The 24,082-nt window shown below is 59.9% G+C and carries 19 protein-coding genes; 12 read left to right on the top strand and 7 right to left on the bottom strand.

The window, feature by feature from the left end; genetic code table 11:
- Nucleotides 1-292 precede the first annotated feature (292 nt).
- The 6 genes from ACR0ID_RS17235 to ACR0ID_RS17260 all read right to left on the bottom strand — a co-directional run bounded on the left by ACR0ID_RS17235 (nucleotide 293) and on the right by ACR0ID_RS17260 (nucleotide 7,906).
- Nucleotides 293-1,033, bottom strand: coding sequence for a maleate cis-trans isomerase family protein (locus ACR0ID_RS17235; RefSeq protein ID WP_480607339.1), 741 nt, complete (start codon nucleotides 1,031-1,033; stop codon nucleotides 293-295).
- Entirely contained in the window at nucleotides 1,030-2,097 is a 1,068-nt protein-coding gene (locus tag ACR0ID_RS17240; protein ID WP_480477527.1) for a pyridoxal phosphate-dependent aminotransferase, read from the bottom strand. The genes ACR0ID_RS17235 and ACR0ID_RS17240 overlap by 4 nt, the downstream gene beginning before the upstream one ends.
- Nucleotides 2,094-3,746: a hydantoinase B/oxoprolinase family protein gene (locus ACR0ID_RS17245; protein WP_480607342.1), complete on the bottom strand. Its 1,653-nt coding sequence runs from the start codon at nucleotides 3,744-3,746 to the stop codon at nucleotides 2,094-2,096. Before ACR0ID_RS17245 ends, ACR0ID_RS17240 begins: the two co-directional genes overlap by 4 nt.
- Nucleotides 3,746-5,839: a hydantoinase/oxoprolinase family protein gene (locus ACR0ID_RS17250; protein WP_480607345.1), complete on the bottom strand. Its 2,094-nt coding sequence runs from the start codon at nucleotides 5,837-5,839 to the stop codon at nucleotides 3,746-3,748. The genes ACR0ID_RS17245 and ACR0ID_RS17250 overlap by 1 nt, the downstream gene beginning before the upstream one ends.
- Nucleotides 5,840-6,082: 243 nt before the next feature.
- The gene (locus ACR0ID_RS17255; RefSeq protein WP_480607347.1) at nucleotides 6,083-7,183 is read right to left on the bottom strand and encodes a Gfo/Idh/MocA family protein; all 1,101 of its coding nucleotides are present in this window, start codon (nucleotides 7,181-7,183) and stop codon (nucleotides 6,083-6,085) included.
- A gap of 12 nt (nucleotides 7,184-7,195) precedes the next feature.
- Nucleotides 7,196-7,906 (bottom strand): GntR family transcriptional regulator, encoded by a 711-nt coding sequence (locus ACR0ID_RS17260; RefSeq protein ID WP_480607350.1) that lies wholly within the window; start codon nucleotides 7,904-7,906, stop codon nucleotides 7,196-7,198.
- 105 nt (nucleotides 7,907-8,011) lie between these two features.
- Here ACR0ID_RS17260 and ACR0ID_RS17265 point away from each other — a divergent pair, with 105 nt between their 5' ends.
- The 6 genes from ACR0ID_RS17265 to ACR0ID_RS17290 are packed head-to-tail and all read left to right on the top strand — an operon-like array spanning nucleotide 8,012 to nucleotide 13,588.
- Nucleotides 8,012-9,166, top strand: a complete 1,155-nt coding sequence (locus tag ACR0ID_RS17265; protein ID WP_480607353.1) for an LLM class flavin-dependent oxidoreductase — start codon at nucleotides 8,012-8,014, stop codon at nucleotides 9,164-9,166.
- Nucleotides 9,166-10,056 carry an aldo/keto reductase gene (locus tag ACR0ID_RS17270; RefSeq protein WP_480477539.1) on the top strand — a complete coding sequence of 297 codons (891 nt, stop codon included), beginning with the start codon at nucleotides 9,166-9,168 and terminating at the stop codon, nucleotides 10,054-10,056. The genes ACR0ID_RS17265 and ACR0ID_RS17270 overlap by 1 nt, the downstream gene beginning before the upstream one ends.
- Nucleotides 10,056-10,571: a flavin reductase family protein gene (locus ACR0ID_RS17275; RefSeq protein ID WP_480477541.1), complete on the top strand. Its 516-nt coding sequence runs from the start codon at nucleotides 10,056-10,058 to the stop codon at nucleotides 10,569-10,571. The genes ACR0ID_RS17270 and ACR0ID_RS17275 overlap by 1 nt, the downstream gene beginning before the upstream one ends.
- 53 nt (nucleotides 10,572-10,624) lie before the next feature.
- Entirely contained in the window at nucleotides 10,625-11,212 is a 588-nt protein-coding gene (locus tag ACR0ID_RS17280; protein WP_480477543.1) for a TRAP transporter small permease, read from the top strand.
- A complete protein-coding gene (locus ACR0ID_RS17285; RefSeq protein WP_480477545.1) occupies nucleotides 11,213-12,502 on the top strand; it encodes a TRAP transporter large permease in 1,290 nt (429 codons plus the stop codon).
- A 24-nt stretch (nucleotides 12,503-12,526) separates the two neighbouring features.
- Nucleotides 12,527-13,588 carry a TRAP transporter substrate-binding protein gene (locus tag ACR0ID_RS17290; protein ID WP_480555887.1) on the top strand — a complete coding sequence of 354 codons (1,062 nt, stop codon included), beginning with the start codon at nucleotides 12,527-12,529 and terminating at the stop codon, nucleotides 13,586-13,588.
- Between the two features lie 30 nt (nucleotides 13,589-13,618).
- Here ACR0ID_RS17290 and ACR0ID_RS17295 read toward each other — a convergent pair whose 3' ends face one another.
- On the bottom strand, nucleotides 13,619-14,089 hold the full coding sequence (locus ACR0ID_RS17295) for a tetratricopeptide repeat protein (protein ID WP_480607358.1): 471 nt from the start codon (nucleotides 14,087-14,089) through the stop codon (nucleotides 13,619-13,621).
- A 33-nt stretch (nucleotides 14,090-14,122) separates the two neighbouring features.
- On the opposite strand from ACR0ID_RS17295, the gene ACR0ID_RS17300 reads away from it, so the two are divergent.
- The 6 genes from ACR0ID_RS17300 to ACR0ID_RS17325 all read left to right on the top strand — a co-directional run bounded on the left by ACR0ID_RS17300 (nucleotide 14,123) and on the right by ACR0ID_RS17325 (nucleotide 23,875).
- On the top strand, nucleotides 14,123-15,376 hold the full coding sequence (locus ACR0ID_RS17300) for a cytochrome-c peroxidase (RefSeq protein WP_480607361.1): 1,254 nt from the start codon (nucleotides 14,123-14,125) through the stop codon (nucleotides 15,374-15,376).
- Between the two features lie 134 nt (nucleotides 15,377-15,510).
- Nucleotides 15,511-16,617, top strand: a complete 1,107-nt coding sequence (locus ACR0ID_RS17305) for a saccharopine dehydrogenase family protein (RefSeq protein WP_480607364.1) — start codon at nucleotides 15,511-15,513, stop codon at nucleotides 16,615-16,617.
- Between the two features lie 3 nt (nucleotides 16,618-16,620).
- Nucleotides 16,621-18,132: an L-piperidine-6-carboxylate dehydrogenase gene (gene amaB, locus ACR0ID_RS17310; protein ID WP_480607367.1), complete on the top strand. Its 1,512-nt coding sequence runs from the start codon at nucleotides 16,621-16,623 to the stop codon at nucleotides 18,130-18,132.
- A 272-nt stretch (nucleotides 18,133-18,404) separates the two neighbouring features.
- Nucleotides 18,405-19,298: a cyanophycinase gene (locus ACR0ID_RS17315; protein ID WP_480477557.1), complete on the top strand. Its 894-nt coding sequence runs from the start codon at nucleotides 18,405-18,407 to the stop codon at nucleotides 19,296-19,298.
- A 15-nt stretch (nucleotides 19,299-19,313) separates the two neighbouring features.
- Nucleotides 19,314-22,115, top strand: a complete 2,802-nt coding sequence (cphA, locus tag ACR0ID_RS17320; protein WP_480607371.1) for a cyanophycin synthetase — start codon at nucleotides 19,314-19,316, stop codon at nucleotides 22,113-22,115.
- Nucleotides 22,112-23,875, top strand: coding sequence for a Mur ligase family protein (locus ACR0ID_RS17325; RefSeq protein WP_480555890.1), 1,764 nt, complete (start codon nucleotides 22,112-22,114; stop codon nucleotides 23,873-23,875). The genes cphA and ACR0ID_RS17325 overlap by 4 nt, the downstream gene beginning before the upstream one ends.
- The last annotated feature ends 207 nt before the right edge of the window (nucleotides 23,876-24,082 follow it).

The following is a 24,082-nucleotide window of genomic DNA, read 5'->3' on the forward strand; positions in this document are numbered from 1 at the left end:
GTTTTGTGAACGTATGATGTTTCAGACAAGCCCAAGATGGTTTCCCCACAGGGCTGGCCAAATCTCCCGTAACCGTGCGGATGGTTCAACATGTGCTTCATTCCCGAGCGGCCCTTATTCCGACTATGGCGTCGAGGGCGCGGTATCTTGTTCTTTTGCGACGTAAATACAGTCACATCTGCGACACGGCGCGTTGAGTGGGCCAGAATACCCGCCCCATGTGTCGGGGCGAACCTGCCTTTGAGGCAGGCAGCCATCCGACGTGGGTTCCATGCTTTTGCCTGATCCGCGGCTATAGCAGATCAAACAACCGCCCCGGAACATTTCTGTGCCTTGGCAGGTCAAGCGCCTGCATTAGGGCAAACATCATGGCCTGATTGGACGTCACAACAGGTTTATCAAGGGCCGCTTCGATCCGGTCTATGGCCTCGACCGCGCGCATGTCGGTGCAGCTGAGTATGATGGCCTCGGCCTTTGGGTGGTCGGCCTGCATGGCAAGGTCGAAAACCTCGTCCGGGGTCAGTTCTCCCTGCCCGTAATTGCCCAGCTCGCGGCCGATATCGGCGCATTTCACCGTTGTGATCTGGTTTTGCGTCAGAAAATCCATGGCCTGCGTGTTGATCTCGCCCAGATAGGGTGAAGAAAAACCGACGCTGGACACGCCGAGCGCATGGATCGCACCAACCAGCGCCCCTGCGGCGGTAATACACACGGCGCCCGACGCAGCCCTGATGTCCTGCGCCAGCTGGTGATCAAAGGACGGGCCATGGGTCAGCGTGGCCGAGGTACAGCCATAGAGCACCACATCGGGCCGAACGCCCGAGATCATCTTGAGGTCATGGCTGATATCCGAGGCCCCCAGACCCGCCATCTGATCCGAGCCGGGGATCTCATCCACGTCATAGCCACCCATTCGCTGAAAATGCACCGTCGTGTCCGGGCAGCGCATCAGCATCATGTCAGCTTCGAGATTGGTGTTGGTAAAGGGCACCAGCACCCCGATTTTGGCCCGTGTCCGGGTTTCAAAGGTCATGACGTCACCTCTTTCAGAACAGTCAGGCAGCGCTCCATCACTGCCGTGTCACAGATCGTGGCGCGCAGGCAATCCGCGAGGCAATAGCCGCCCATTCCGCGCATGAGCAAACCCGCTTTGCGCAACGCTGCATCCGCTTTTTGCGCGGTGGCGGCATCGGCAAATCGGATCAGGACAAAATTGGTGTGGCTGTGCGGAACAGATAATCCCAGCGCCCGGCACCCGTCGGCAAAGCGATCCCGGATGGCGGCGGTTCTGGCAACCGTGTTGCGCATGTGGGGCTGATCTTGCACCGCTGCCGTTGCCATGGCCTGAGAGGGGGTCGATACGTTGTTGGGGTTGAGCAGTTTTCGCAGCTCAATCGCGACCTCAGACGGGAACAGACCCCAACCCACGCGCGCGCCCGCCAGACCGTAAGCCTTTGAGAAGGTGCGTATGACCACAGTATCCCCACGTGCGACGAGGGCAAAGATTTCAGCCGGGTCGTGGTCGCGATCAGCGAATTCTGCATAGGCCTGATCGACCACCAGCAGCACGTCCTCGGGCAATGTGTCGCGCAGGCGGATGATCTCGGCATTCGGGATCAGGGTGCCGGTCGGGTTGCCGGGGTTGCAGACAAAGACGATCCGGGTATCTGGCGTAACAGCCGCCAGAATGTCGTCGACCGAGACGGTCAGATCAACCTCGCGCGCTTTCACATAGTCTGCACGCACCTGCGCCGTCGCTGATGCCACATAGGCATAGCCGTAATCCGTGCCCAATACATGGTCGCCCGGCCCTGAATAGGCGCGGATAAGGCAGCCGATCAACTCCATCGATCCGGCACCGCACAGGATGTTGTCGGCTGGCACCCCGTGCACCTGAGCGATGGCGGCGCGTAGGTCCGACCAGTCGGGATCGGGATAAAGCGGCATCCGGTGCAATGCCACCTTCCCCGCCGCAATTGCGGCAGGGCTGACCGGGAAAGCGCTTTCATTCTGGGCTAGAGATACAGTGTCCGGCCCGCCCAGATCGGCCAGCGCATAGGCCGCCATGGCACGAATGTGATCAACCGCGCGGATCATGAGGCACTCCCATAGGCTTTGGCCCCTTCTTCCGTGACCAGACCGCGCCTGAGGTCCAGCGCCAGCGCCTCTGGGTCGCGCGCGGCCGGATCGCCAAAGCCGCCGCCACCGGGCGTGTCGAAGATCAGGTAATCGCCGCTTTCCACGCGTAGCTCACCCTTGCCCGGAATGTCGCCGCCGCCATCGCGGAACCGGATACGTCCCGGCGCGCCGGGCAGGCCGCCCATGCGGCCCAGAGCGGGGAATTTCAGACGTTCGACCGACAGAAAGACGATGAAGGGGGCATCGTTGGCGGACGTCATCTCGATCCGCTGACCCAATCCGCCCCTGAACTGGCCTGCGCCGCCCGAGTCGGGCAACAATTCGCGTCGCCACATGATCACCGGTGCGACACTTTCGGTTATTTCGACCTGCGAGCCGAACACCCCCGAAGGGTAGGCTGTCGCAGACAGGCCATCCGCAAGGGGTCGCGCCCCGGTGCCGCCGTTGTGAACGGGTTCGATGGCAAATTCACGCCCGCCATTCGCCGCCACTTCGGGCGCGTGGCGCATTGGCAGATCGAACATGCACGAGGCCCCTTCGGCGGGCACCTGATCGGGCAGCGCCTGATGCAGGCAGCCCAAAACCAGATCCGGTGTAACCTGCCCCAGCGTATGCCGCATGGCCACAGGCACCGGATGCTGGGCGTTCAGAATGCAACCTTTGGGGCCGTCCACCGTGAAAGGTTCCAGCGAGCCCGCGTTGTTCGGGATATCCGGCCCGACGATGCAACGCAGGGCAAAGACCGTATAGGCGGTCGCATAGTTCAAAGGCACGTTGATGCCCTTCTTCGAACACCCTGACGTGCCCGTGAAATCGACATGCATCCCGTCTTTGGTCACAGTGAGCGTTGCGTGCAGCTCCAGCTCTGCCTCATAACCGTCCATGCGCAGCACGTTCTTGTAAACGCCCTCGGGCACCTCGGCGATGGCCTGCAACGCACCTTTACGCGAGGTGTCGATGATATAGGTGCCAAGCCTGTCCAGATCATCGATCCCGAACTCCTCCATCATCGCAACAAGGCGGTTCACCCCGGCCTCGCAACAGGCGATCAGGGCGTAGATGTCGCCCTCATTCGCCACAGGCTCGCGCGAGTTGGCGCGGATGATTTCCATCAGCAGCGCATTGGGCGTTCCGGCCTCGACCAGTTTGCAAGGCGGGATCAGCAGGCCTTCGTCATAGATGTCCGAGCCTTCAGGCCCCATGCCAAGACCACCCAAATCCACCAGATGCGAGGTGCAGGAGGTAAAGCCCACCACCCTGCCGTCCTTGAACGCGGGCATCATCAGCAGGAAGTCGTTCAGATGCCCCGAGGCCAGCCATGGGTCGTTCGTCATGTAGATGTCGCCGGGGCGCATGTCCTGTACCGCGAAACGGGCGCGCAGGTGCAGCACGGCCTCGGCCATGGTGTTGATATGGCCCGGTGTTCCGGTCACGGCCTGCGCCAGCATCCGGCCATTCACGTCGAATATCCCCGCGGAAATGTCGCCGCATTCGCGCACGATGGGCGAGAAAGCCGCGCGGATCAGGGTCTGGCCCTGTTCTTCGACCACAGCCAGCAAGCGGTTCCACATCACTTGCAGGCGGGCGGGGGACAGATCAGCGGTCATCATGCGCCTCCTTTCTGGTCCTGTATCAGGACAAGGTTGCCGATTGCATCCATCTGGGCCGAGAAATCGGCGGAAACGAGTGTGGTTGTTTGCGGTTCATGGATCAGCGCGGGGCCTGCCACATGGTCACCGGGGCGCATATCGGCGCGGGCGAGAAAGGCGGCCTGTTTTACCGTGCCATCCAGATCACAGGTGATGGGGCGTGTTTGCGTGACCTGAAATGCGGTTTTGCCCGGCGTTTCTGACACCGTGGGCACCGCTTTGTCCGGGGTGGCAACGCGAACGGCCCAATTGAGGATCTCGATCTTCATCCCCGGAACAGGGCGTGAGAATTGTTTGCGGTATTCCTCTTCGAATGCGGCTGTCAGCGGGGCGATATCCTGGCGCGTCAGGGCGCGGTCCGGCAAGGTAATCTCGATCTCATGCCCTTGCCCGCTATAGCGCATGAAGGCGGTGCGCAGGGTTTCGGTGGGTGCATCCCCTGCCCCTTGGGCGACGACCTCTTTTGCTTCGGCAATCATCGTATCGAACAGGGCGTTCACCCCGTCCATGTCCATGCTGTCGAGCAGGGAATAGCGCGAGCGGACGATTTCGAAGGACACCGGTGCAAACAGGAACCCAACCGCCGAACCGACGCCGGGATTGGGCGGGATCACGATATGCGAAACACCGGCGGACCGGGCGACGCGGGTGGCATGCAGCGGCCCGTTGCCACCAAAGGCAATCATGGTACGCGGGCCAAGGTCCTTGCCGCTTTCGACCGCGTGCATCCGCCCGGCGCTGGCCATGCTTTCGACAACGATGCGGCTGACCCCATCTGCCGCACCTGTCGCATCCAGCCCCAGTTTTTCCCCGATCACACGTCTCAGGGCGGCCTTGGCGCCAGCAGGGTCCAGCTGGATATGCCCCTCGGCAAAGGTGTCGGGCACGATATAGCCCAGAGTGATGTCACTGTCGGTCACGGTCGGATCGATGCCGCCGCGCATGAAGGCGACCGGTCCGGGTTCCGAGCCTGCCGACTTCGGCCCGACTGTCAGACGCCCGAGACGGTCAACACCCGCGATCGAACCACCACCAGCACCAATTTCTATCATCTCGATCACCGGAATGCGCACCGGCATTCCCGACCCCTTGATAAACCGTGCCGCGCGGGCGATTTCGAAAGAGCGGGATGTCTGAGGGCGCGCCTTGTCGATCAGGCAGAGCTTGGCCGTGGTGCCACCGACGTCAAATGACAGGACCTGATCCAACCCGGCACGCGCGGCGATGCGGGCGGACAGAATAGCCCCACCGGCAGGGCCGGATTCCACCAGACGAATGGGGAAACGCGTGGCGGTGTCGATCGTGCACATACCACCGCCTGCCGTCATCATCAGGATCGGACAGGTTACGCCCTCGGCCGTGAACTGATCCACAAACCGGGTCAGATAGCTATCCATCAGCGGTTGAATATAGGCGTTGGCTACAGTGGTGCAGAGCCGGTCAAACTCACGCGCTTCGGGGCTGACATCGGACGAGATCGAGACGGTCAAACCGGGGCGGTGTCGCGCCAGAAGATCGCGCAAACGCCATTCGTGGGTCGGGTTGGCGTAAGAGTGCATCAGGCAGATGGCCACCGCCTCGGCCCCGCTGGCGTCAATCTCGGCCAGCAACCGGTCTACTTGCCCTTCATCCAGTTCAATCAGCACCTCGCCTTCTGCCGACATGCGTTCGCGTATGGTCAACGAGCGTTCGCGCGGCACCAGCATGTCCGGCTTTTCAAGATTGATGTCGTATTGGGAATACCGACGTTCGTACCCGATATCGAGAATATCGCGGAATCCTTCGGTGCAGACCGTGGTCACGACTGCCCCGCGCCGTTCGATCAGCGCGTTGGTTGCCAGAGTTGTTCCGTGAATGAATCCGGTGACATCTTTCAGCGACCGGCCAGTCTGCGCCATGACTCGCCGCGCGCCTTCCAGTGCGCCTTCTGCCGGGTTCTGGTGGGTGGTCAGGGTTTTGGTGGAGGCCAGTATCGTCTCATCACCCGAGACCAGGACCGTATCGGTAAAAGTGCCGCCAATATCGATGGCGAGGCGCAGAGCGGTTGTCATGAGGTATTCCGTTGTCGTCTGAAAGCAGGCAGGCAGAACGGCCCCGAAGGGCGGTTACCGGCGCGTCGCGACCAGATCACAGCCGGTCGCACGGCGATCAAGACGGGTGGGGATACACTGACAGGTCATACAGTTTTGTCCCCTACTGCGCCCCGCTTCACTAGCAGATTTACGACAGATTGGCCCGCAAGCGACACATTTGTCGCCGCAGAGGGTTCTGCCCTGAACCTGCCTGGTGTCAGTCTAAGGGTGCTTAAGGTGAACCGTTTCGCCGGTTTGCAGGGCCTGCTGCGCCGCCAATCCCATTCGCACCGCCCACAAACCGTCATGCACTGTCACATCCGGTTCGGCCTTGTGCCCGCGCACCAGATCCAGAAACCCCTTGTGCTGATAATAGGTCGAGCCGTTGTGATCTCCGGCAGCCAGCAAACGGGGATCGACAGGGATATCCTGCGACATTGGCCCCTTGGGGTCCCGCGGGCTGACGATGACCTGCGGCACTGGCGGCGTTCCCAGATGGTCGGGCCAGAACCGCCCCGGCCCCGGCACCAGAGCCTCGACCTTGGCTTTGGGTCCGATGGCCGAAATCTCCTCCTGATAGCGGGCGCCTTCGGCGAACATGCACAGCTCGAGCATCGCGCGCGCGCCATTGGCGAAATCGACCAGAACATAGCCATGATCCAGTATATCGGGTGTTTCACCCCCGTAGGTTTCGTCCAGATGATTCACCGCCTGCCCGCCGCTTGCGGTGATCCGCACAGGGTCGGATTGCAGGATCAGCCGCATCAGATCGAAGAAGTGGCAGCATTTCTCGACAAAGGTGCCGCCGGTGTTGCGGTTGAACCGGTTCCAGTCGCCGACTTTCCGCAGAAACGGAAAGCGATGTTCCCGGATCGACAGCATCCTGACCCCGCCTGTGTCCCCGATCTTGTCGATCAGGGTCGCGATGGGCGGCATATAACGGTATTCCATCGCAACCCAGATCGGGTGTGGATAGTCACGCTGTACCTTCGCTAGCCTTGCGGCGTCCTGGGGGTTGGTGAACAGGGGCTTTTCCACCAATAGCGGCAAGGGGCGCGTTTGCGCGATTTCACAGATCTGGTCGACATGCACGTGATTTGGGCTGGCTATGACAAGGCAGTCCAGGTCTTCGATATCCAACACCTCTTGCACCGAGCGTGCCATAACCGCCCCCGGCGCAATCGCCTGCGCGGCTTTTGCCATCCCGGGATCGGGTTCGAATATCGCCGCAACACGCGTGCCGTCCAGCAGGGCGATGTTGTGCAGGTGTTCCTGCCCCATCATGCCACATCCGATCAGCCCGTAATTGATGGTCTGGGTCATGCGCGTTTCCTTTTACTTCAGACGTTGGACATAGGTGGCCCGGTCCGGGTCGAACCAGGTCTTTGAAAATTCGACAGGTTCGGCCTTGTCCGACCAGCTGAACCGTTCGATATAGCCCACCGTTTCACCGGCGGCTTTGGTGAACGCCGCGGGCGTCCAATCGGGCAGCTGGCCAATCGATACGCGATCTTCGGCCCGTGATATCCAGAAACCCAGCTGGTGCTGATAATAGCGGTAGAGCGAGTCCGACAGCAGGCTTCGCTTGATCAGGCCGGCTGATTCGTCCAGCCAGATTTCCTCGACCGCGATGATTGTGTCATTCAGATAGCGCATCCGACGTACGCGCGATCCGGTGTCTGAAGTGCCAAAATCCGGCAGATCGGAAGGTTTCTTCAGATGATCGACGGACAGGATATCCGCACGCGGCAACCCGCCCCCTTGGGGCAATTCCAGCCGGAACATCGCGTAGACGCTGTTCTGAGTTCCGGTCTCGCGGATGTAATTTCCTGACCCCTGAATACGCTCCAACATGCCTTTTTTCTCAAGCTCGGCGAGCGATTTTCGCAGCGTGCCGACCGACACGTTCAGCTCGGCCGCCATGTCGCGTTCCGGGGGCAGACGCTCACCATCGATCAAACGGCCTGCAGCGATATCGCGGATCAGCAGCTCGGCAATCTGAACATAGATAGGCAGGGCATTGGGGTTTCGGGTGTTGGGGGGCATTTCAGGCGCTTCATTCGGTCGCAGGAAAAATTGATACACTATTGATCTACATCAATGTGCTTGCTACGCAAGAGGAAAGTAAAAGATGCACGGAGCGTGAATCAAATGACCATCGTCCCCATCACATCCCCTGATCTGGATGCGGCCGAGGTTTCGTGGTTCGCCGCCTTATGTTCGGACGATTATCAGTTCCTGGGTGTGCCTGATGGTGATCTGCGGTCCAGCTGGGAGCATTGCTCGGCCATCGTGAAGGAGGCCGAGGCACAGGGGTTCCGCAACATCCTGTGCCCGTCATCGTATCAGGTTGGGCAGGACACGCTGAGCTTTGTCGCCGGGTGTGCGCCGATCACGCAGAAGATCAACCTTTTGGCCGCCGTGCGCTGCGGCGAGATGCAGCCGATCATGCTGGCCCGCACGATCGCGACTTTGGATCACATGTTGAAGGGGCGGCTGACCGTCAACATCATTTCATCCGATTTTCCCGGCGAAAAGGCCGACAGTGCCTATCGTTATCAACGGTCGCGCGAAGTGGTCGAGATCCTGAAACAGGCCTGGACGCAGGAGGAAATCAACCATGCGGGCGAGGTCTACAACTTTACAGGTCTGACAACGGACCCGGCGCGGCCCTATCAGACTGGCGGGCCGCTGCTGTATTTCGGCGGTTATTCGCCCTCGGCGCTGGAGCTGTGCGGCGAGCATTGCGATGTGTACCTGATGTGGCCGGAAACCAAGGATCAACTGGCCGAGCGGATGAAAGCTGTTCATGCAGTGGCCGAAAATTATGACCGTACGCTCGACTATGGCTTGCGGGTTCACATGATCGTTCGCGATACCGAAGCCGAGGCGCAGGAATACGCGGATTACATCGTTTCAAAACTGGATGACGACTATGGCCGCGCGATCCGCGAACGGGCGTTGGATGCAACGTCGCTTGGCGTAGCGCATCAGGCCAGGAATCGTGATCTGGCGGATGAATATGGCTATGTGGAACCCGGTTTGTGGACCGGCGTCGGCCGCGCCCGCTCGGGCTGTGGTGCGGCACTGGTTGGATCAACCGATCAGGTCATGTCAAAGATCGAAGATTACCGGAAGATGGGCATTCGCGCGTTCATCTTCTCAGGCTATCCGCACATGGATGAGGTCAAGCATTTCGGTGCTCGTGTGATGCCGCATCTGAAAACCTGCTCGCTTCCCGAAGCCTACGGGCGTGTGCCCAAGACACCCCCGGCCACACCGCTGGGCAACGGAGTGCGCCGCTGATGCAACGTGTGAAACTATCCGACACACTGGAAATGAGCCGCCTTGTCTATGGCATGTGGCGGCTGGGTGACGATAGCGACACCTCGGCAGGGCATGTCGAGGCCAAAATTCAGGCCTGTCTTGATCAGGGCATCACCACCTTCGATCAGGCCGATATTTATGGTGGTTACGCGGCCGAAGCCGTTCTGGGCAACGCCTTGCGCGCCAATCCCGGCCTGCGCCAGAACATGGAGATCGTCACCAAATGTGACATCGTCGCGCCTGTGGGGCGGCATTCCGATGCGAAGGTCAAATACTATGACACCTCGCGCGCGCATATCCTGAAATCCATCGACATGTCCCTGTCGGAAATGGCCATCGACCACATCGATCTGCTGCTGATCCACCGTCCTGATCCGTTCATGGACCACCACGAAACCGGGGCTGCGCTGGATGAGGCTGTCGCCAGTGGCAAGGTGGGCGCGGTTGGTGTTTCGAACTTCCGCCCGTGGGACTGGACCCTGCTGCAATCGGCGATGAAAACCCGGCTGGTCACCAACCAGATCGAGATCTCACTGGGCGCGATCGCCCCTTTCACCAATGGCGATCTGGCGTTTCACCAGCAGCATGGGCACCACCTTATGGCGTGGTCGCCGCTGGGGGGTGGGCTGCTGATGGCCGGAAACCCGCCCGTCGGGGTTGTCGCTGATGAAATCGCGGAGGAGTTCGGTGTAGACCGGGCCGCTGTGGCCGTCGCCTTCCTGCTGGCTCATCCGGCGGGCATTCTGCCGGTTCTGGGCACCAACAACCTGAACCGTATCAAACGCATCTCAAACGCGTTGAACGTCACCATAGATCGCGAAACCTGGTTCCGCCTGTACGAGGCGGCGCTGGGGCATGAGGTAGCATGATGAACGCAATCTCAAGGAACATGACCCACACCTTTGTGCCACATAAGGACGACACCCGGACCCTGCGGGATGCTTTTGGTCGGTTTGCAACCGGCGTTACCATCGTGACATGCGACAGCGGTGATGGCCCTATCTGCATCACGGCCAACAGCTTTTCGTCACTGTCGCTGGACCCGCCACTGATCATGTGGGCCGGCGACCGCAACTCGCGCCGGTTCCCTTATTTTCGCGCGGCACGGCATTTCACGGTGCATGTGTTATCGTCGGCGCAGGCCGAGCTGTGTTTTGGATGCTCGAAAGATGCCCATGCCCTGCGCGACATCCGGCATGAGCGCTGTGCAAACGGCACCCCGCTGCTGTCGGATTGTCTGGCACGTTTCGAATGCGAACAACATGCCTATCACGACGCGGGCGATCACGTGATCGTGGTGGGCAAAGTCCTGAAGGCCAGCATGAGCGACGGCGACGCGCTGACGTTCTACGCCGGGAAAATGGGCCAATTCGCGCAGCACTAAGCGCGATCTGACGACCGCGGGACACACCTGCGGCTGAACAAGGGAGGATCCGCATGGGCGGACTGGCATCGGTGCTTGCGCCGATTGCATTCGTGAACGAAACCGCGCTGCGTCTGGGCCGCGCGGTTGGCGTCGTTGCGATTGCTTTCATGGTCATCGCAATCCTGATTCAGGTGTTCTTCCGATACGTTCTGGGCAACGCCCTGCCCTGGCCGGATGAGGCCGCGCGGTTCTGCATGTTGTGGATGACCGGGTTGATGGCACCGACGGCCTTTCGGCGCGGCGGTTTTGTAGCTATCGACATGCTGCAACGGTTTCTGCCGCGTATGCTCGGCCTGTCACTCAATCTGTTCCTCCTACTGATCTCGCTGGCCGTGCTTTTGGTTGCGGTCAAAATCGGCTGGTCCGAGGTCACGGGCTTTGGCGGCAGGTTTGCAACCGCCGCCCTGTACCTGCCGACATCGCTTGGGTTTGACGAGTGGTACCGCATTCCGCGCAGCTGGATGATGGCCTCGCTGCTGGTGGGGATCATTCTGCTGATCTCGGTCAATATCGAGCTTATCCTGCGTTCCGTGGTCACCCTGCTTGGCGGCGCGCATCTGTTGCCGGACATTCCCGACGCAGCCGTGGGGGCCGAATAGATGCTGATCTGGTTCCTGCCTACGTTCCTGATTTTCCTGCTGATTGGCCTGCCGGTCTTTTTCGCGCTTCTGGCGGCACCCGGCATCTTGCTGTGGCTGAACGGACAGACGAACGACATCACCCTGCTTTATCGTAATGTCTACAACGGCATGGACAGTTTCCCGCTGATGGCCATCCCGTTCTTCATGCTGGCCGGTGAAATGATGAACCGCGGCGGCATCACCATCCGCCTTGTCGAATTCAGCCAGGCGCTGATGGGCCATCTGCGCGGCGGGCTGGCGCATGTAAACGTTCTGAGCTCGATCCTGTTCGCGGGCCTTTCGGGATCAGCGGTGGCTGATACATCCGCCCTGGGTTCGATGCTGATCCCGGCGATGGAAAAACAGGGATACACCCGAAAATTCGCCGCCGCCATTACGGCCGCGAGTTCGGTCATCGGGCCAATCATCCCGCCCTCGGGCATCATGATCATCTATGCCTATGTCATGGGTGAAAGCGTGGCCGCCTTGTTCCTTGCGGGGATCGTGCCCGGAATCATGGTGGGTGTCGGCCTGATGGTGATGATCAAGTTCATGGCCGACAAGTACGATTTTCCCGTCGCCAGCCGGAAATACACATGGGATGAGCGGCGCAAAGCCAGCCTCAAGGCGTTCTTCCCGCTGATGACGCCCGTGATCATTCTGGGCGGCATTCTGGGGGGCATCTTTACTCCGACCGAGGCCGCCGCTGTTGCTGTGGGCTACGCCTTTATCATCGGATTTTTCGTTCTGCGTACACTGACCCTGAGGGAAATTCCGGATGTTCTGAGCAATGCAGGTATGACGTCGGCTGTGGTGCTGCTGCTGGTTGGCGCAGCAATGGCGTTCAAGACCGTAGTCAGCCTGAGCCATGCCCCGGAACAATTGGCCTCGTTGATCCTCAGCCTGTCGGAAAATCCGCTGATCCTGTTGTTTCTGATCAACCTGTTGTTGTTTATCGTCGGTATGTTTCTGGACGCAGGCCCCGCGATCATCATCCTTGGCCCGATCCTTGGTCCCATTTTCACTGGCCTCGGCGTAGACCCGATCCATTTCGCCATCATCATGAGCGTCAATCTGACCGTCGGCCTTGCAACGCCCCCCATGGGGTTGGTGCTGTTCGTGGCCGCCGCCGTGTCGCGGGAGCGGGTCGAGACGATCGCCAAGGCGATCCTGCCGTTTCTGGCTGTCGAAATCATCGTGATCTTTCTGATCACCTACATCCCCGCACTATCCATGACGATCCCGAGGATAACGGGATTTGCAAACTGACTGAGTATCACAGGGAGGAAACGCATGCTCGGAAACTTCATCAAAACAGCGGCGATTGCCACATCGCTTGTGGCCGCGTCTGCGGTCGCTGCGGTGGCTGCGGACTATACGCTGCGCGCCACTGCCAATTCGAACGAAAATGACGAGGATTACGACGGTCTGATCGTTTTCAAGAACTATGTCGAGGCGGCGTCGAACGGCGCCATCGAGGTTGAGCTGTTCATCGGCACCCAGCTGTGTTCGAACGGTGCAGAATGCCTGCAAGGCGTGGCGGATGGCACCATCGATATCTATATCTCTACCTCGGGCGGGGCCTCGGGCATCTTCCCCTATGTGCAGGTTCTGGACCTGCCCTATCTGATGGCCGATGACCGGATCGCCGAGCATGTTCTGTCGGGCGATTTCACCCGTAAGATGCGCGACATGGCGCTGGAGGATTCAGGTGGCGCGATCCGCCTGATGACCATCGGCAACACCGGCGGCTGGCGCAACTTCGCCAACACAAAGCACCGCGTCGCCGAGCCTGCCGACATGGAAGGTCTGAAAATCCGTACCGTCGTCGCCGACCTGCCACAGGAACTGGTCAAGGCACTGGGCGCGTCACCTACACCGATCCCGTGGCCGGAACTTTTCACCAGCTTCCAGACCGGCGTCGTCGAGGGGTCCAAGAACGGCATCACCGACATCATGGGCATGAAGTTCCCGGATGCCGGCCTGCAATATGTCACGCTGGACGGGCACGCCTATATGGGTGCGCTGTGGTGGATGAACAACGCCAAGTTCCAGGCGATGCCCGAAGATATGCGCCGGGTCGTTGTCGATGGGTTCTACGCCCTGCAACAGGCCACTTTTGCCTCGCCCAAGCGCAAATCGATTCAGGCCTATGAGGACTTCGTCGCAGGTGGCGGTGACCTGTATGTCCCGACACCCGAGCAGAAGGCTGCGTTCAAAGCCGCGGCTTCACCTGTCTATGACTGGTTCCAGACCAATGTTGCCCGTGGTGATGAGATCTTTGCCGCGCTGACCGATGCGGTCACGGCGGCTGAGGCGGACGTGAACGCCTCGCGCAATGCAGACCTGAACTAAACGGACGGGTCGGGCCTTGTGGCCCGGCCCTTATCGAAACGGGTACATCCACCCTTTGTAGTCGTTGACCAGAACATGCGCCTTCTCGATCTGCTCCGGCGACATTTTCTTGATCACTTCCTCAAGGCTGATCGCCGCATCGGGATCGCCGCCAATGGCGCTGAGCGTGTACCACATATAAGCCCGCACCAGATCGGGGGCGGGCAATCCCAGACCCAGTTCGTAGTACCAGCCGACCCCCGACTGCGCCCCCGGATGCCCCTTCATCGAGGCACGCAGATACCATTCAAACGCCCTTTCGTGGTCCTGCTCGACCCCAAGACCCAGCCCGTACATCACACCAATCAGTTCCTCGGCCTCGGCATTGCCCGACCGGGCGGCGGGCAGCAGTTCTGCGCGCGCGGCTTCAAACTCTCCGACCTCCATCAAGTCACGGGCCTGTTCCAGCTCAGCCAGAGCCGGGGTCGCAAGAAAACAAAGGGTAAAGAGAAACTGGCGCATTGGGCGATTGTCCTCGTTTGGGCGGGGGCCGCGGTGGCGCAGGACCTGCCACGCCCGCTGACAGATGATGACTTTATCCCATTTGATATGGAACAGGCCACTATCGGTCATCAACTGTTTTACGATCCGATCCTGTCAGGCAATCTGAACATTTCGTGCGCCCATTGCCATCACCCCGATTTCGGCACTTCTGACGGGTTGTCCCTGGGGATCGGTGAAGGCGGACAGGGTCTTGGCCCGGACCGCACGCCGGGTACCGGCGCGGACAAGATCCGCAAACGCATTCCCCGAAATGCGCCGGGGTTGTGGAACCTCGGGGCCAAGGACATCCATACCGTTTTCCACGATGGCCGCCTGAGCATCTCGGACATCTATGGCAACGGGTTCAATTCGCCTGCGCAGGAATGGCTGCCCGGGGGATTGAACTCGCTTCTGGCGGCGCAGGCCTTGTTCCCGCTGACCGCGCAATTCGAGATGGCCGGTAATGTCGCTGAAAATCAGGTGACCGGCGCGGTTCACGACAGGATCGACAAGGGCTGGCCGATCCTTGCCAAGCGCGTGCGGACCGATCCGCGCTATGGCCCCGCCATAGTCGCGGCTTTTGACAACATCGAGACCACCGAAGACATCACGATCACCCAGATCGCAAACGCGCTGGCGGCCTTCATGGCCATCGAGTGGCGCAGCACCGACAGCCCATTCGACCAGTACTTGGCCGGGGACAAGGATGCGCTGTCAGGCGTCCAGAAAGACGGGATGAACCTGTTTTATGGCAAAGCGCGATGTGCGACCTGCCATGCGGGTCCGTTGATGTCGGACCAAGAGTTTCACGCGCTAGGTTTGCCCCCTTTCGGGCCGGGCCGGACCCGGCAATGGGACCCATATGCGCGGGACGTTGGACGGATGGCGGAAAGCAACCGTCTGGAAGACGCCTATCGCTTTCGCACGCCGATGCTGCGCAATGTCGCCCTGACTGCGCCCTACGGGCATAACGGTGCTTTTGCGGACCTCGAAAGCATGATCCGTCACCATCTTGACCCCCAGACCAGCCTTGCCAAATGGAAACCCGACATGGCTGCGTTGCCCAAGGTTCCCTGGCTGCAAAAAGCGGATTTCGTGGTGTGGGAAGACCGGTACGAAATGGAACGCCAGCGCAGCAGGATCGACATTGTGCCAGTGACACTTTCGGATGCGGAAATCACCGCCCTTGTCGCATTTCTGCATTCCCTGACGGGCACTGGCGTTGGCTCTCCTCCTTTCGGGGTGCCTGCCGATTTCAACCCTTGAAGGTGGTTGCGCCATAATGCCAATTGATCCGACATAATGTCGGCATATCCGATCACTTCGTCAAATTGCGGCCTATGAAATGTCTGGCCAGCCCTGCACCATAATATCAGGAACAGAAATTTACGGAGACGTTGATGTCCTGGAATATTTGCGTAATCGGGGCAGGCAAGATCGGTCAGATGATCGCGACGCTGCTGAGGGCCTCGCCAAACTATAAAGTGACCGTGGCCGACCATGACCTGAAAGCACTGGGTGAAATCACAAGGCTTGGGATTGGTACAAAGCAGATTGATGCCCGGGATGCGGACAGTCTGGCAAAGGAACTGACCGGGTTTAACGCCGTGGTTTCAGCGGCACCGTTCTTTTTGACCCCGAACATTGCCAAGGCCGCCAAAGAGGCGGGCGCGCATTATTTCGACCTGACCGAAGACGTTGCGGCCACCGAGGCCGTACGCCAACTGGCCGAAGGCAGTGAGACAGCTTTCATGCCGCAATGTGGTCTGGCACCTGGTTTTGTGGGTATCTCCGGAGCCGCGCTTGCAGCGGAGTTCGATGAGCTGGACAGCCTGCATATGCGGGTGGGGGCACTGCCGCTTTATCCGACCAATGCGCTGAAGTACAATCTGACCTGGTCGACCGATGGGTTGATCAACGAGTACTGCAATCCTTGCGACGCCATTGTGAACGGCAAACTGGTCAAGACAGCACCACTGGAAGATTACGAGATTCTGGGTCACGATGGTGTGGAATACGAGTGTTTCAACACCTCGGGCGGGTTGGGCACGCTGCCGGAAACGCTGGAAGGCAAGGCGCGGGCCGTGTCTTATCGCACGATCCGGTATCCCGGCCATTGTGAAATCCTGAAACTGCTGCTGCACGATCTGGGGCTGGAACGCCGCCGCGATCTGCTGAAAGAGATCTTCGAGACCGCCCTGCCCCGCACCGATCAGGACGTGGTGCTGGTCTATTGTACGGCCAAGGGTATGATCAATGGCGTTCTGCGCGAGAAATCCCTGATCAACAAAAGCTTTGCCCGCACCATCAACGGACAGGTCTGGAGTGCCATTCAGGTCACCACAGCTGCGGGTATTCTGGGCGTCGTTGACCTGATGCGTACCGGCACGCTGCCTTCGAAAGGGTTTGTCCGGCAGGAACAGGTCAAACTGAACGACTTCCTGAAAACAGAATTTGGCCAGCTGTATCGTGCTGGTGACGTGACCCGGCAAAACAAGGCGGCCTGAGATATGAAAGACATCGTAATGACAGCCCAAACCACGCTTGCAAATCTGGATCTGACGGGTGCCGCATTGAAGGGCGGCACCCTGAAAGTGACGTCGCCGATTGACGGCAGCCTGCTGGCCGACGTGCATGAAACTCCGGCCACCGAAATGGACGCGATCATTGCCCGCGCCAAAACCGCGTTCAAGGCGTGGCGCGTTGTGCCGGCCCCGCGTCGGGGCGAGCTGATCCGCCTGTTGGGCGAAGAGCTGCGCGCCGCCAAGGACGATCTGGGCGCGCTTGTCAGCTGGGAGGCCGGCAAGATCACGTCCGAAGGTCTGGGCGAAGTGCAGGAGATGATCGACATCTGCGACTTTGCCGTTGGTCTGTCGCGTCAGCTTTACGGTCTGACCATCGCATCGGAACGTCCGGGGCACCGGATGATGGAAACCTGGCATCCGGCGGGCCCAGTCGGGGTGATCTCGGCCTTCAATTTCCCGGTTGCCGTCTGGTCGTGGAACGCCGCTTTGGCACTGGTTTGTGGCGATCCGGTGGTCTGGAAACCGTCCGAGAAGACCCCGCTGACAGCGATGGCCTGCCAGAAGATCTTTGAACGCGCGCTGGTGCGGTTTGGCGATGCCCCCGAAGGGTTACTTCAGGTCCTGATCGGTGGCGCGGAGTTGGGCGAGGCGCTGGTGGCCAGCGAAAATGTTCCGATCATCTCGGCCACGGGTTCGACACGTATGGGTCGTGCAGTTGCGCCCATTGTAGCGGCACGCTTTGGCAAGTGCATTCTGGAACTGGGTGGCAACAACGCGATGATCGTTGGCCCTTCGGCGGATCTGGAAATGGCCGTGCGCGCCATTGTCTTCTCGGCCGTTGGGACCGCCGGTCAGCGCTGTACCACGCTGCGCCGTCTGATCGTGCACAACTCGATCCGCGAGGAACTGGTGGGCCGCCTGAAAAAGGCTTATGCCGGTTTGCCCATCGGCAATCCGCTGTCTGAGGGCACGTTGATCGGGCCACTGGTAGATGAGGCATCGGGTGCCGCCATGACAGCCGCACTGGAAGCCGCAAGGGCCGAAGGCGGCACCGTGTTTGGCGGCGCGCGCGTGACCGCAGGGCTTCCTGCGGGTGTCTATATGCAGCCCGCAATCGTCGAAATGCCCGGCCAAAGTGCGGTCGTGAAAACCGAGACATTCGCACCGATCCTTTATGTCATGGGCTATGACGATTTTGACGATGCGATCCAGATTCAAAACGATGTGCCGCAAGGGCTGTCATCCTGTGTGTTCACGCTGAACATGCGCGAGGCCGAGCAATTCCTGACTGCGGCGGGGTCGGATTGCGGTATTGCCAACGTCAACATCGGCCCCTCGGGCGCCGAGATCGGTGGCGCATTCGGAGGCGAGAAAGAAACCGGTGGCGGACGCGAAAGCGGCTCGGACGCGTGGAAGGCCTATATGCGCCGCCAGACCAACACCGTGAACTACTCGGCAGAGCTCCCGCTGGCGCAGGGTGTCAAATTCGACATCTGAACCAGCGCGCAAACTGACGGACATTCTGATCCCCCCGGAGCTTTGATGTTTCGGGGGGATTGCTTTTGTCGCGCAGGGTTTGGCACTGGCAGGCTGAAGCAGGCACAAAACCTGTGGTTCTTGACGAAATCCCTGCCGTGCGGCATGTGATGTCGCTGGGGGGAACGGCATGTCCGATAAGGTCAGATGGCCCGACACGGCATGTATGAACAGATTAAGCGTCCGAGTGGCCCCGATGGCTGGCTGCTTTTATACCGGAAGGTAAGTAAGATATGTGCCCTGCACCCGTTGATGCAGAGACCCCGCGCGGGTTCATCATCCCGATCGGCGGCGGCGAAGACCGCGTCAAGGAAATGCAGATCCACCGTAAGTTCGTAGAGCTTTCAGGTGGTGAGAATGCCGATATTGTCGTGATCCCGACAGCCTCGATGCTGGAAGAGACCGGACCGGATTACAATCGCATCTTTTCCGAACTGGGTGCGGGCAAGGTCGAATTTCTGCCCATCTCACGTCGTGCCGATTGCGATAATCCCGATTATGCCGAGATGCTAGACCGCGCCACAGGGGTTTTCATGACCGGTGGCAATCAGCTGCGACTGTCGGCGATTCTGGGTGGCACGCTTGTTGCGCAGAAAATTCGCCGTCGGAATGCGGCCGGTGTGCCGGTTGCCGGCACTTCAGCCGGGGCATCAATCATGTCCGAACACATGGTGGCCGGGGGCAGCAGCAACTCGGCCCCGGCTGAGGGCAATATCACGCTGGCTCCGGGCATGGGCTTGACCAACGCCGTCATCATCGACCAGCATTTCACACAGCGCAATCGGCTGGGACGTTTGTTAACTGCTTCATCTTTCAACCCTTTTTTGATCGGACTGGGTATCGACGAAGACACGGCAGCCTTCATCGGACCCGATAATGTCCTTGAAGTCGTGGGCAGTGGATCGGTTACCGTCGTTGACGCCAGTCATCTGACTCATTCATCGATGTGGGACGCGCGCCGCGGTGAAGCACTGAGCCTGCTTGGACTTCGGCTTGACGTTCTGGGCGAAGGGTGCCGTTATGATCTGACGGCTCGCCAGGCTTTTCCGCCGGATGAGCATATGGCGTTCTGCACATTGCCGGACATGTCCGGTCAAGAGGCCGCCAGCGGGGGGAATAATAGCTAACCAACGGGGAGCCTCATGAAAATAATCTCGACCAATGTCTTTGTCGGCCCAAATGTCTGGGCAAGTTTTCCGGTCATTCGCCATGTCATCGATCTGGGTGTTCTGGAAGAGTGGCCCTCGGCAAAAATTGGTTCCGAGTTTATTGACGCCTTGATCAAGGCGCTTCCCGGTCTGGCGGAACATGGCTGCTCCTATCGCGAACCCGGCGGCTTCATCCGCCGCCTGCGCGAGGATGAAGGCACCTGGTTGGGGCATGTGCTGGAACATTGCGCCATCGAAGTGCAGAACGTGGCCGGGTCCGACGTGACCTTTGGCCGTACGCGCGGCACAGGTGAGCCGGGCCAGTACAATATGGTCTATGAATACCGCCAGCGTGACGTCGGTCTGGATGCGGGCAATTTGGCGATGCGGTTGCTGATGCACCTGCTGCCGCAATCCCTGAAAGATCAGGTGGATTACGAATTCGACCCGGACTTCAACTGGGATGAAGAACTGCGCAGCTTTGTGCTGAGGGCGCAACGCAAGGAATTTGGCCCGTCGACCGGATCGCTGGTCAAGGCGGCGCAGGAACGCGACATTCCGTGGATCAGGCTGAATTCCGGCTCGCTTGTGCAATTTGGGCACGGCAAGTTTCAGAAACGCATTCAGGCGACAATTACGTCCGAGACCAAGCATATCTCGGTCGAGATTTCCTGCGACAAGGAAGACACCCATAATTTGCTGAACGATCTTGGCCTGCCGGTACCGCAGCAACGCATGGTCTATTCGGCCCGCGAGGCCGTGCGTGCGGCAGCGCGGATCGGGTTTCCGGTGGTGGTCAAACCGTTGGACGCCAACCATGGACGCGGCGTTTCGATCAATCTGAATTCCGATGCCGAGGTCGAGGCGGGCTTTGCCGAGGCCAAGGAGCATTCACGCAGCCGCGCCATTCTGGTTGAAAGCTTCATCACCGGCTTTGATCACCGGATGCTTGTCGTGAACGACAAACTGGTTGCGGTGGCCAAACGCGTCCCCGGCCATGTAATAGGCGACGGCACCCATACGATTGCCGAATTGGTCGACATCGTGAACCAAGACCCGCGTCGGGGCATCGGGCATGAAAAAGTGCTGACCAGGCTCGAGCTGGACAATCAGGCTAACCGCCTGATGGAGAATGCGGGCGTGACGGAAGACACTGTCTTGCCCGAGGGCGAGGTTTTCTATCTGCGCTCGACCGCGAACCTGTCAACGGGTGGCACCGCCATCGACCTGACCGACGTGGTGCATCCCGACAACCGCGACATGGCCGAACGCGCCATCATGGCCGTCGGGCTGGATGTGGGCGGTGTCGATTTCCTGATCGACGATATCACTAAATCCTACAAGGATATCGGTGGCGCGATTGTCGAAGTAAACGCCGCCCCCGGTTTCCGGATGCATGTGGCCCCGTCCGAAGGTCAGCCGCGCGATGTGGCAGGCAAGGTCATCGACATGCTGTTCCCCCCCAATGAACAGACCCGCATCCCGATTGCGGCCATAACCGGCACCAACGGCAAGACGACCACGTCGCGGATGCTGGGTCATATCATGAAAACCAGCGGCAAAATCGTTGGCATGACCTCGACCGACGGCGTCTATGTGGATGGCAAGCTGAGCGTCAAGGGGGACATGACCGGCCCGAAATCGGCACAGATCGTCCTGCGTGATCCGATGGTCGATTTTGCGGTGATGGAAACCGCGCGGGGCGGGCTGGTGCGCTCGGGTCTGGGCTATCAACGCTCGAACGTGGCGGCCTGTCTGAACGTCTCGGCAGATCATCTGGGTCTGGGCGGGATCAACACGGTAGAGGAGCTGGCCGTCGTCAAACGGGTGGTGGTGGAAAGCGCGACCGATACGGCCGTGCTGAACGCCGACGACATCAATTGTCTGAAAATGGCCGATTATGCCGGGGCGGATCAGATCTTCTATGTCACGACCAACCCCGGTCACAGTCTGGTCAAGGAACATATCAAGACAGGGGGCAAAGCCATCGTGCTGGAAAAAGGCATGAATGGCGACATGCTGACCATCTATGACAAAGGGCTTCACATCCCGGTTCTGTGGTCGCATCTGATCCCCGCCACCCTTGAGGGCAAGGCGATCTTCAACGTGCAAAACGCCATGGTCGCGGCGGCAATGGCCTATAGTTTTGGGGTCGATCTGGACAATATCCGGCATGGTCTGCGCACTTTCGACACCAGTTATTTCCAAGCGCCGGGGCGGATGAACGTCTATGATGAACATCCCTTCAAAGTGATTCTTGATTACGGCCACAACCCAGCCGCGCTGAAAGCGATGGCCGCATTGGCCGATCAGTTGGACGTCAAGGGCCGCAGGCTGTGCGTTGTTGCGATGCCCGGCGACCGCCGCGATGAAGACATCGTTGATGGAGCCGCAGCGCTCGCCGGGCATTTTGATCATTTCATCTGCAAGGCCGATGACCGCCGCCGGGGTCGCGGGCATGACGAAGTGCCGCAAATGATGCGGCAGGCCCTGATCGATTGCGGGACGCCAGATGAGGCGATCACGATCATCCCGGATGAGGTTGAGGCCGTGACCGCCGCGCTGGAAATGGCGGCACCGGGCGATCTGCTGGTGATCTTTGGCGATGACACCACACGGTGCTGGAAACAGATCATCTACTTCAATTCCGATGGCGAAACCTCTGAAACCGAGGCGGCATCCAGGACCAGCCCCGCCGACACCACGTTCGAGGACATGTTAGACAGCGACCAGAACCTGATCCGGGACGAACGCGGCGTAAGACTGGCGCGTGAAGTCAGCGAAGACGCGGATTGAGCGAGGGCACCGGAATGGACCGGATCGAAGAGCTTGAAACCGCGCTGACCATCGAATGCGCGACCGCTGATCATATTCAGGTGGATGACGCGCGGCGTCTGACCGGCCCCGGCCTGTTATGGGATCACCCCGGCGCGGTGATGGATGTGTTTTTCACGGATATCGACCCCGCGCAGGTCATTGCACTGTGGGAAAAACATGCCCGGCGCGTTCTTGATGCGCTTGGCTGGCAGGATCAGGCACTGACCCACCGTACCTTCACCGGTGGTGTCAATCTGGCAATCTCGGCACCGATGGATCAGCTTTATTCCGCGATCTTTGCAGCGCAGACCGCCTGGCATTTCTGTGCGGCAGAGTTGTTGGCGACGACGCCGGGCGATTTTGATCAGATGATCCGGGACGTCAAAGGCGTCATGGCGAAGGAGGCCAATCCTGCGCTGATCGCCCTGATCACGGCAGCCGAGGCGCATGGCGTGGATATCCTGTGCGACGATGACGAAATTTCCATCGGGCATGGCACCGGCAGTCAAACCTGGCCTGTCGACGCATTGCCCGCCCCGGATGACGTGGACTGGCCCGCCCTTCACAACATCCCCGTCGCCTTCATCACCGGAACAAATGGCAAGACCACGACGACCCGGTTGCTGGAGGCCATCGCCCGCGCCTCGGGCAAGGTCGCGGGACTGACCTCGACCGAGTTTGTGCGGGTGGGTGATGATATTCTGGATCGCGGCGATTATTCCGGCCCCGGCGGAGGGCGGATGCTGCTACGCGACAAGCGGCTTGAAATCGGCTGCCTCGAAGTGGCCCGTGGGGGTATCCTGCGCCGCGGCCTGCCGACACGTGCCGCCATGGCCGCCACTGTCACCAACGTGGCGAACGATCATCTGGGGCAATACGGCGTCAACACGGTGCCCGAGCTGGCTCAGGCGAAATTCGCCGTGCACCGGACACTGACCAAGGGCGGCGTTCTGGCCCTGAATGCCGATGATCCTTTTGTCCGTGCCGAGGCCGAAAACACTACGGCAAATATCTGGTGGTTTTCTCTGGATGCCGGGAGTGATCTGATCCGTCGGGCGCGGGACGCGGGAACATGCTGCGCTTATGTTTCGCAGGGCAATATCGTCTTTTTCGACGGCCGGTCCGAGCAGGTGGTCATAGCTGTGTCCGACGTGCCCCTGACCATGGGCGGGGCCGCGAAATACAACATCCTGAACGCTCTGGCGGCTATGTGCCTTGCGCTGGCTTTGAAGCTGACGCTTGAGGCGGTGCGGCATGGGTTGGCCGGGTTCAAACCGGATGCCAGGGACAATCCGGGTCGCTGTAACGAATTCCTATACAACGGCGCTCAGGTTTTCGTGGATTTCGCGCATAACCCGCATTCGATTTCTGCCGTGTGCGATGCGCTGTCGGCCCTGCCAGCAAAACGGCGGTTCATCATGCTCAGCCATGCCGGAGATCGCTCGGATCAGGACATTCGGGACGTCACTGCAACCGCGTTGAATTTCCAACCCGACGTGGTCGTTGCTGCTGAACTGGAAGGGTATCTACGGGGCCGCTCATTGGGAGAGATACCGGACCTGATCGAAAAGTCTGCCCTGGAACAGGGATATGACAAGACCCAGATCCAAAGGGCCGCATCCCCGTCGGAGGCCGCCGCGATGATCCTGAAACAGATGGAACCGGGCGATCTAGCCTTGCTGCTGGTTCTGTCGGAACGCGACGCCGTGCTTGAGATGCTGAACCAGCAGGCGACCTAGCGGTTTGAGGGATCAGTAAAGCAACGAACCGCCATTTCCGTCTGCGATCATCTGAGCAGCAATTCGCGCATCACCCTTGCATTGACACCCAGCCTGACAATACTCGCCTAACACAGGCAACAGACGGTTGAGGTTAGGTGTTATGGAGATTGAGCGGACGGGGTTGTCGGGTGTGTTGGTTATTCGCCCGCAGCGGCATGGGGATTT

It is taken from the genome of Ruegeria sp. AL2 (assembly GCF_056540845.1).

Coding starts and splice junctions, on each gene's coding strand:
- ACR0ID_RS17255 (WP_480607347.1), bottom strand. CDS start 7,183: ATGACCCAGACCATCAATTACGGGCTGATCGGATGTGGCATGATGGGG.
- ACR0ID_RS17240 (WP_480477527.1), bottom strand. CDS start 2,097: ATGATCCGCGCGGTTGATCACATTCGTGCCATGGCGGCCTATGCGCTG.
- cphA (WP_480607371.1), top strand. CDS start 19,314: ATGAAAATAATCTCGACCAATGTCTTTGTCGGCCCAAATGTCTGGGCA.
- ACR0ID_RS17235 (WP_480607339.1), bottom strand. CDS start 1,033: ATGACCTTTGAAACCCGGACACGGGCCAAAATCGGGGTGCTGGTGCCC.
- ACR0ID_RS17270 (WP_480477539.1), top strand. CDS start 9,166: ATGCAACGTGTGAAACTATCCGACACACTGGAAATGAGCCGCCTTGTC.
- ACR0ID_RS17260 (WP_480607350.1), bottom strand. CDS start 7,906: ATGCCCCCCAACACCCGAAACCCCAATGCCCTGCCTATCTATGTTCAG.
- ACR0ID_RS17285 (WP_480477545.1), top strand. CDS start 11,213: ATGCTGATCTGGTTCCTGCCTACGTTCCTGATTTTCCTGCTGATTGGC.
- ACR0ID_RS17280 (WP_480477543.1), top strand. CDS start 10,625: ATGGGCGGACTGGCATCGGTGCTTGCGCCGATTGCATTCGTGAACGAA.
- amaB (WP_480607367.1), top strand. CDS start 16,621: ATGAAAGACATCGTAATGACAGCCCAAACCACGCTTGCAAATCTGGAT.
- ACR0ID_RS17290 (WP_480555887.1), top strand. CDS start 12,527: ATGCTCGGAAACTTCATCAAAACAGCGGCGATTGCCACATCGCTTGTG.
- ACR0ID_RS17275 (WP_480477541.1), top strand. CDS start 10,056: ATGAACGCAATCTCAAGGAACATGACCCACACCTTTGTGCCACATAAG.
- ACR0ID_RS17305 (WP_480607364.1), top strand. CDS start 15,511: ATGTCCTGGAATATTTGCGTAATCGGGGCAGGCAAGATCGGTCAGATG.
- ACR0ID_RS17245 (WP_480607342.1), bottom strand. CDS start 3,746: ATGACCGCTGATCTGTCCCCCGCCCGCCTGCAAGTGATGTGGAACCGC.
- ACR0ID_RS17295 (WP_480607358.1), bottom strand. CDS start 14,089: ATGCGCCAGTTTCTCTTTACCCTTTGTTTTCTTGCGACCCCGGCTCTG.
- ACR0ID_RS17315 (WP_480477557.1), top strand. CDS start 18,405: ATGTGCCCTGCACCCGTTGATGCAGAGACCCCGCGCGGGTTCATCATC.
- ACR0ID_RS17250 (WP_480607345.1), bottom strand. CDS start 5,839: ATGACAACCGCTCTGCGCCTCGCCATCGATATTGGCGGCACTTTTACC.
- ACR0ID_RS17265 (WP_480607353.1), top strand. CDS start 8,012: ATGACCATCGTCCCCATCACATCCCCTGATCTGGATGCGGCCGAGGTT.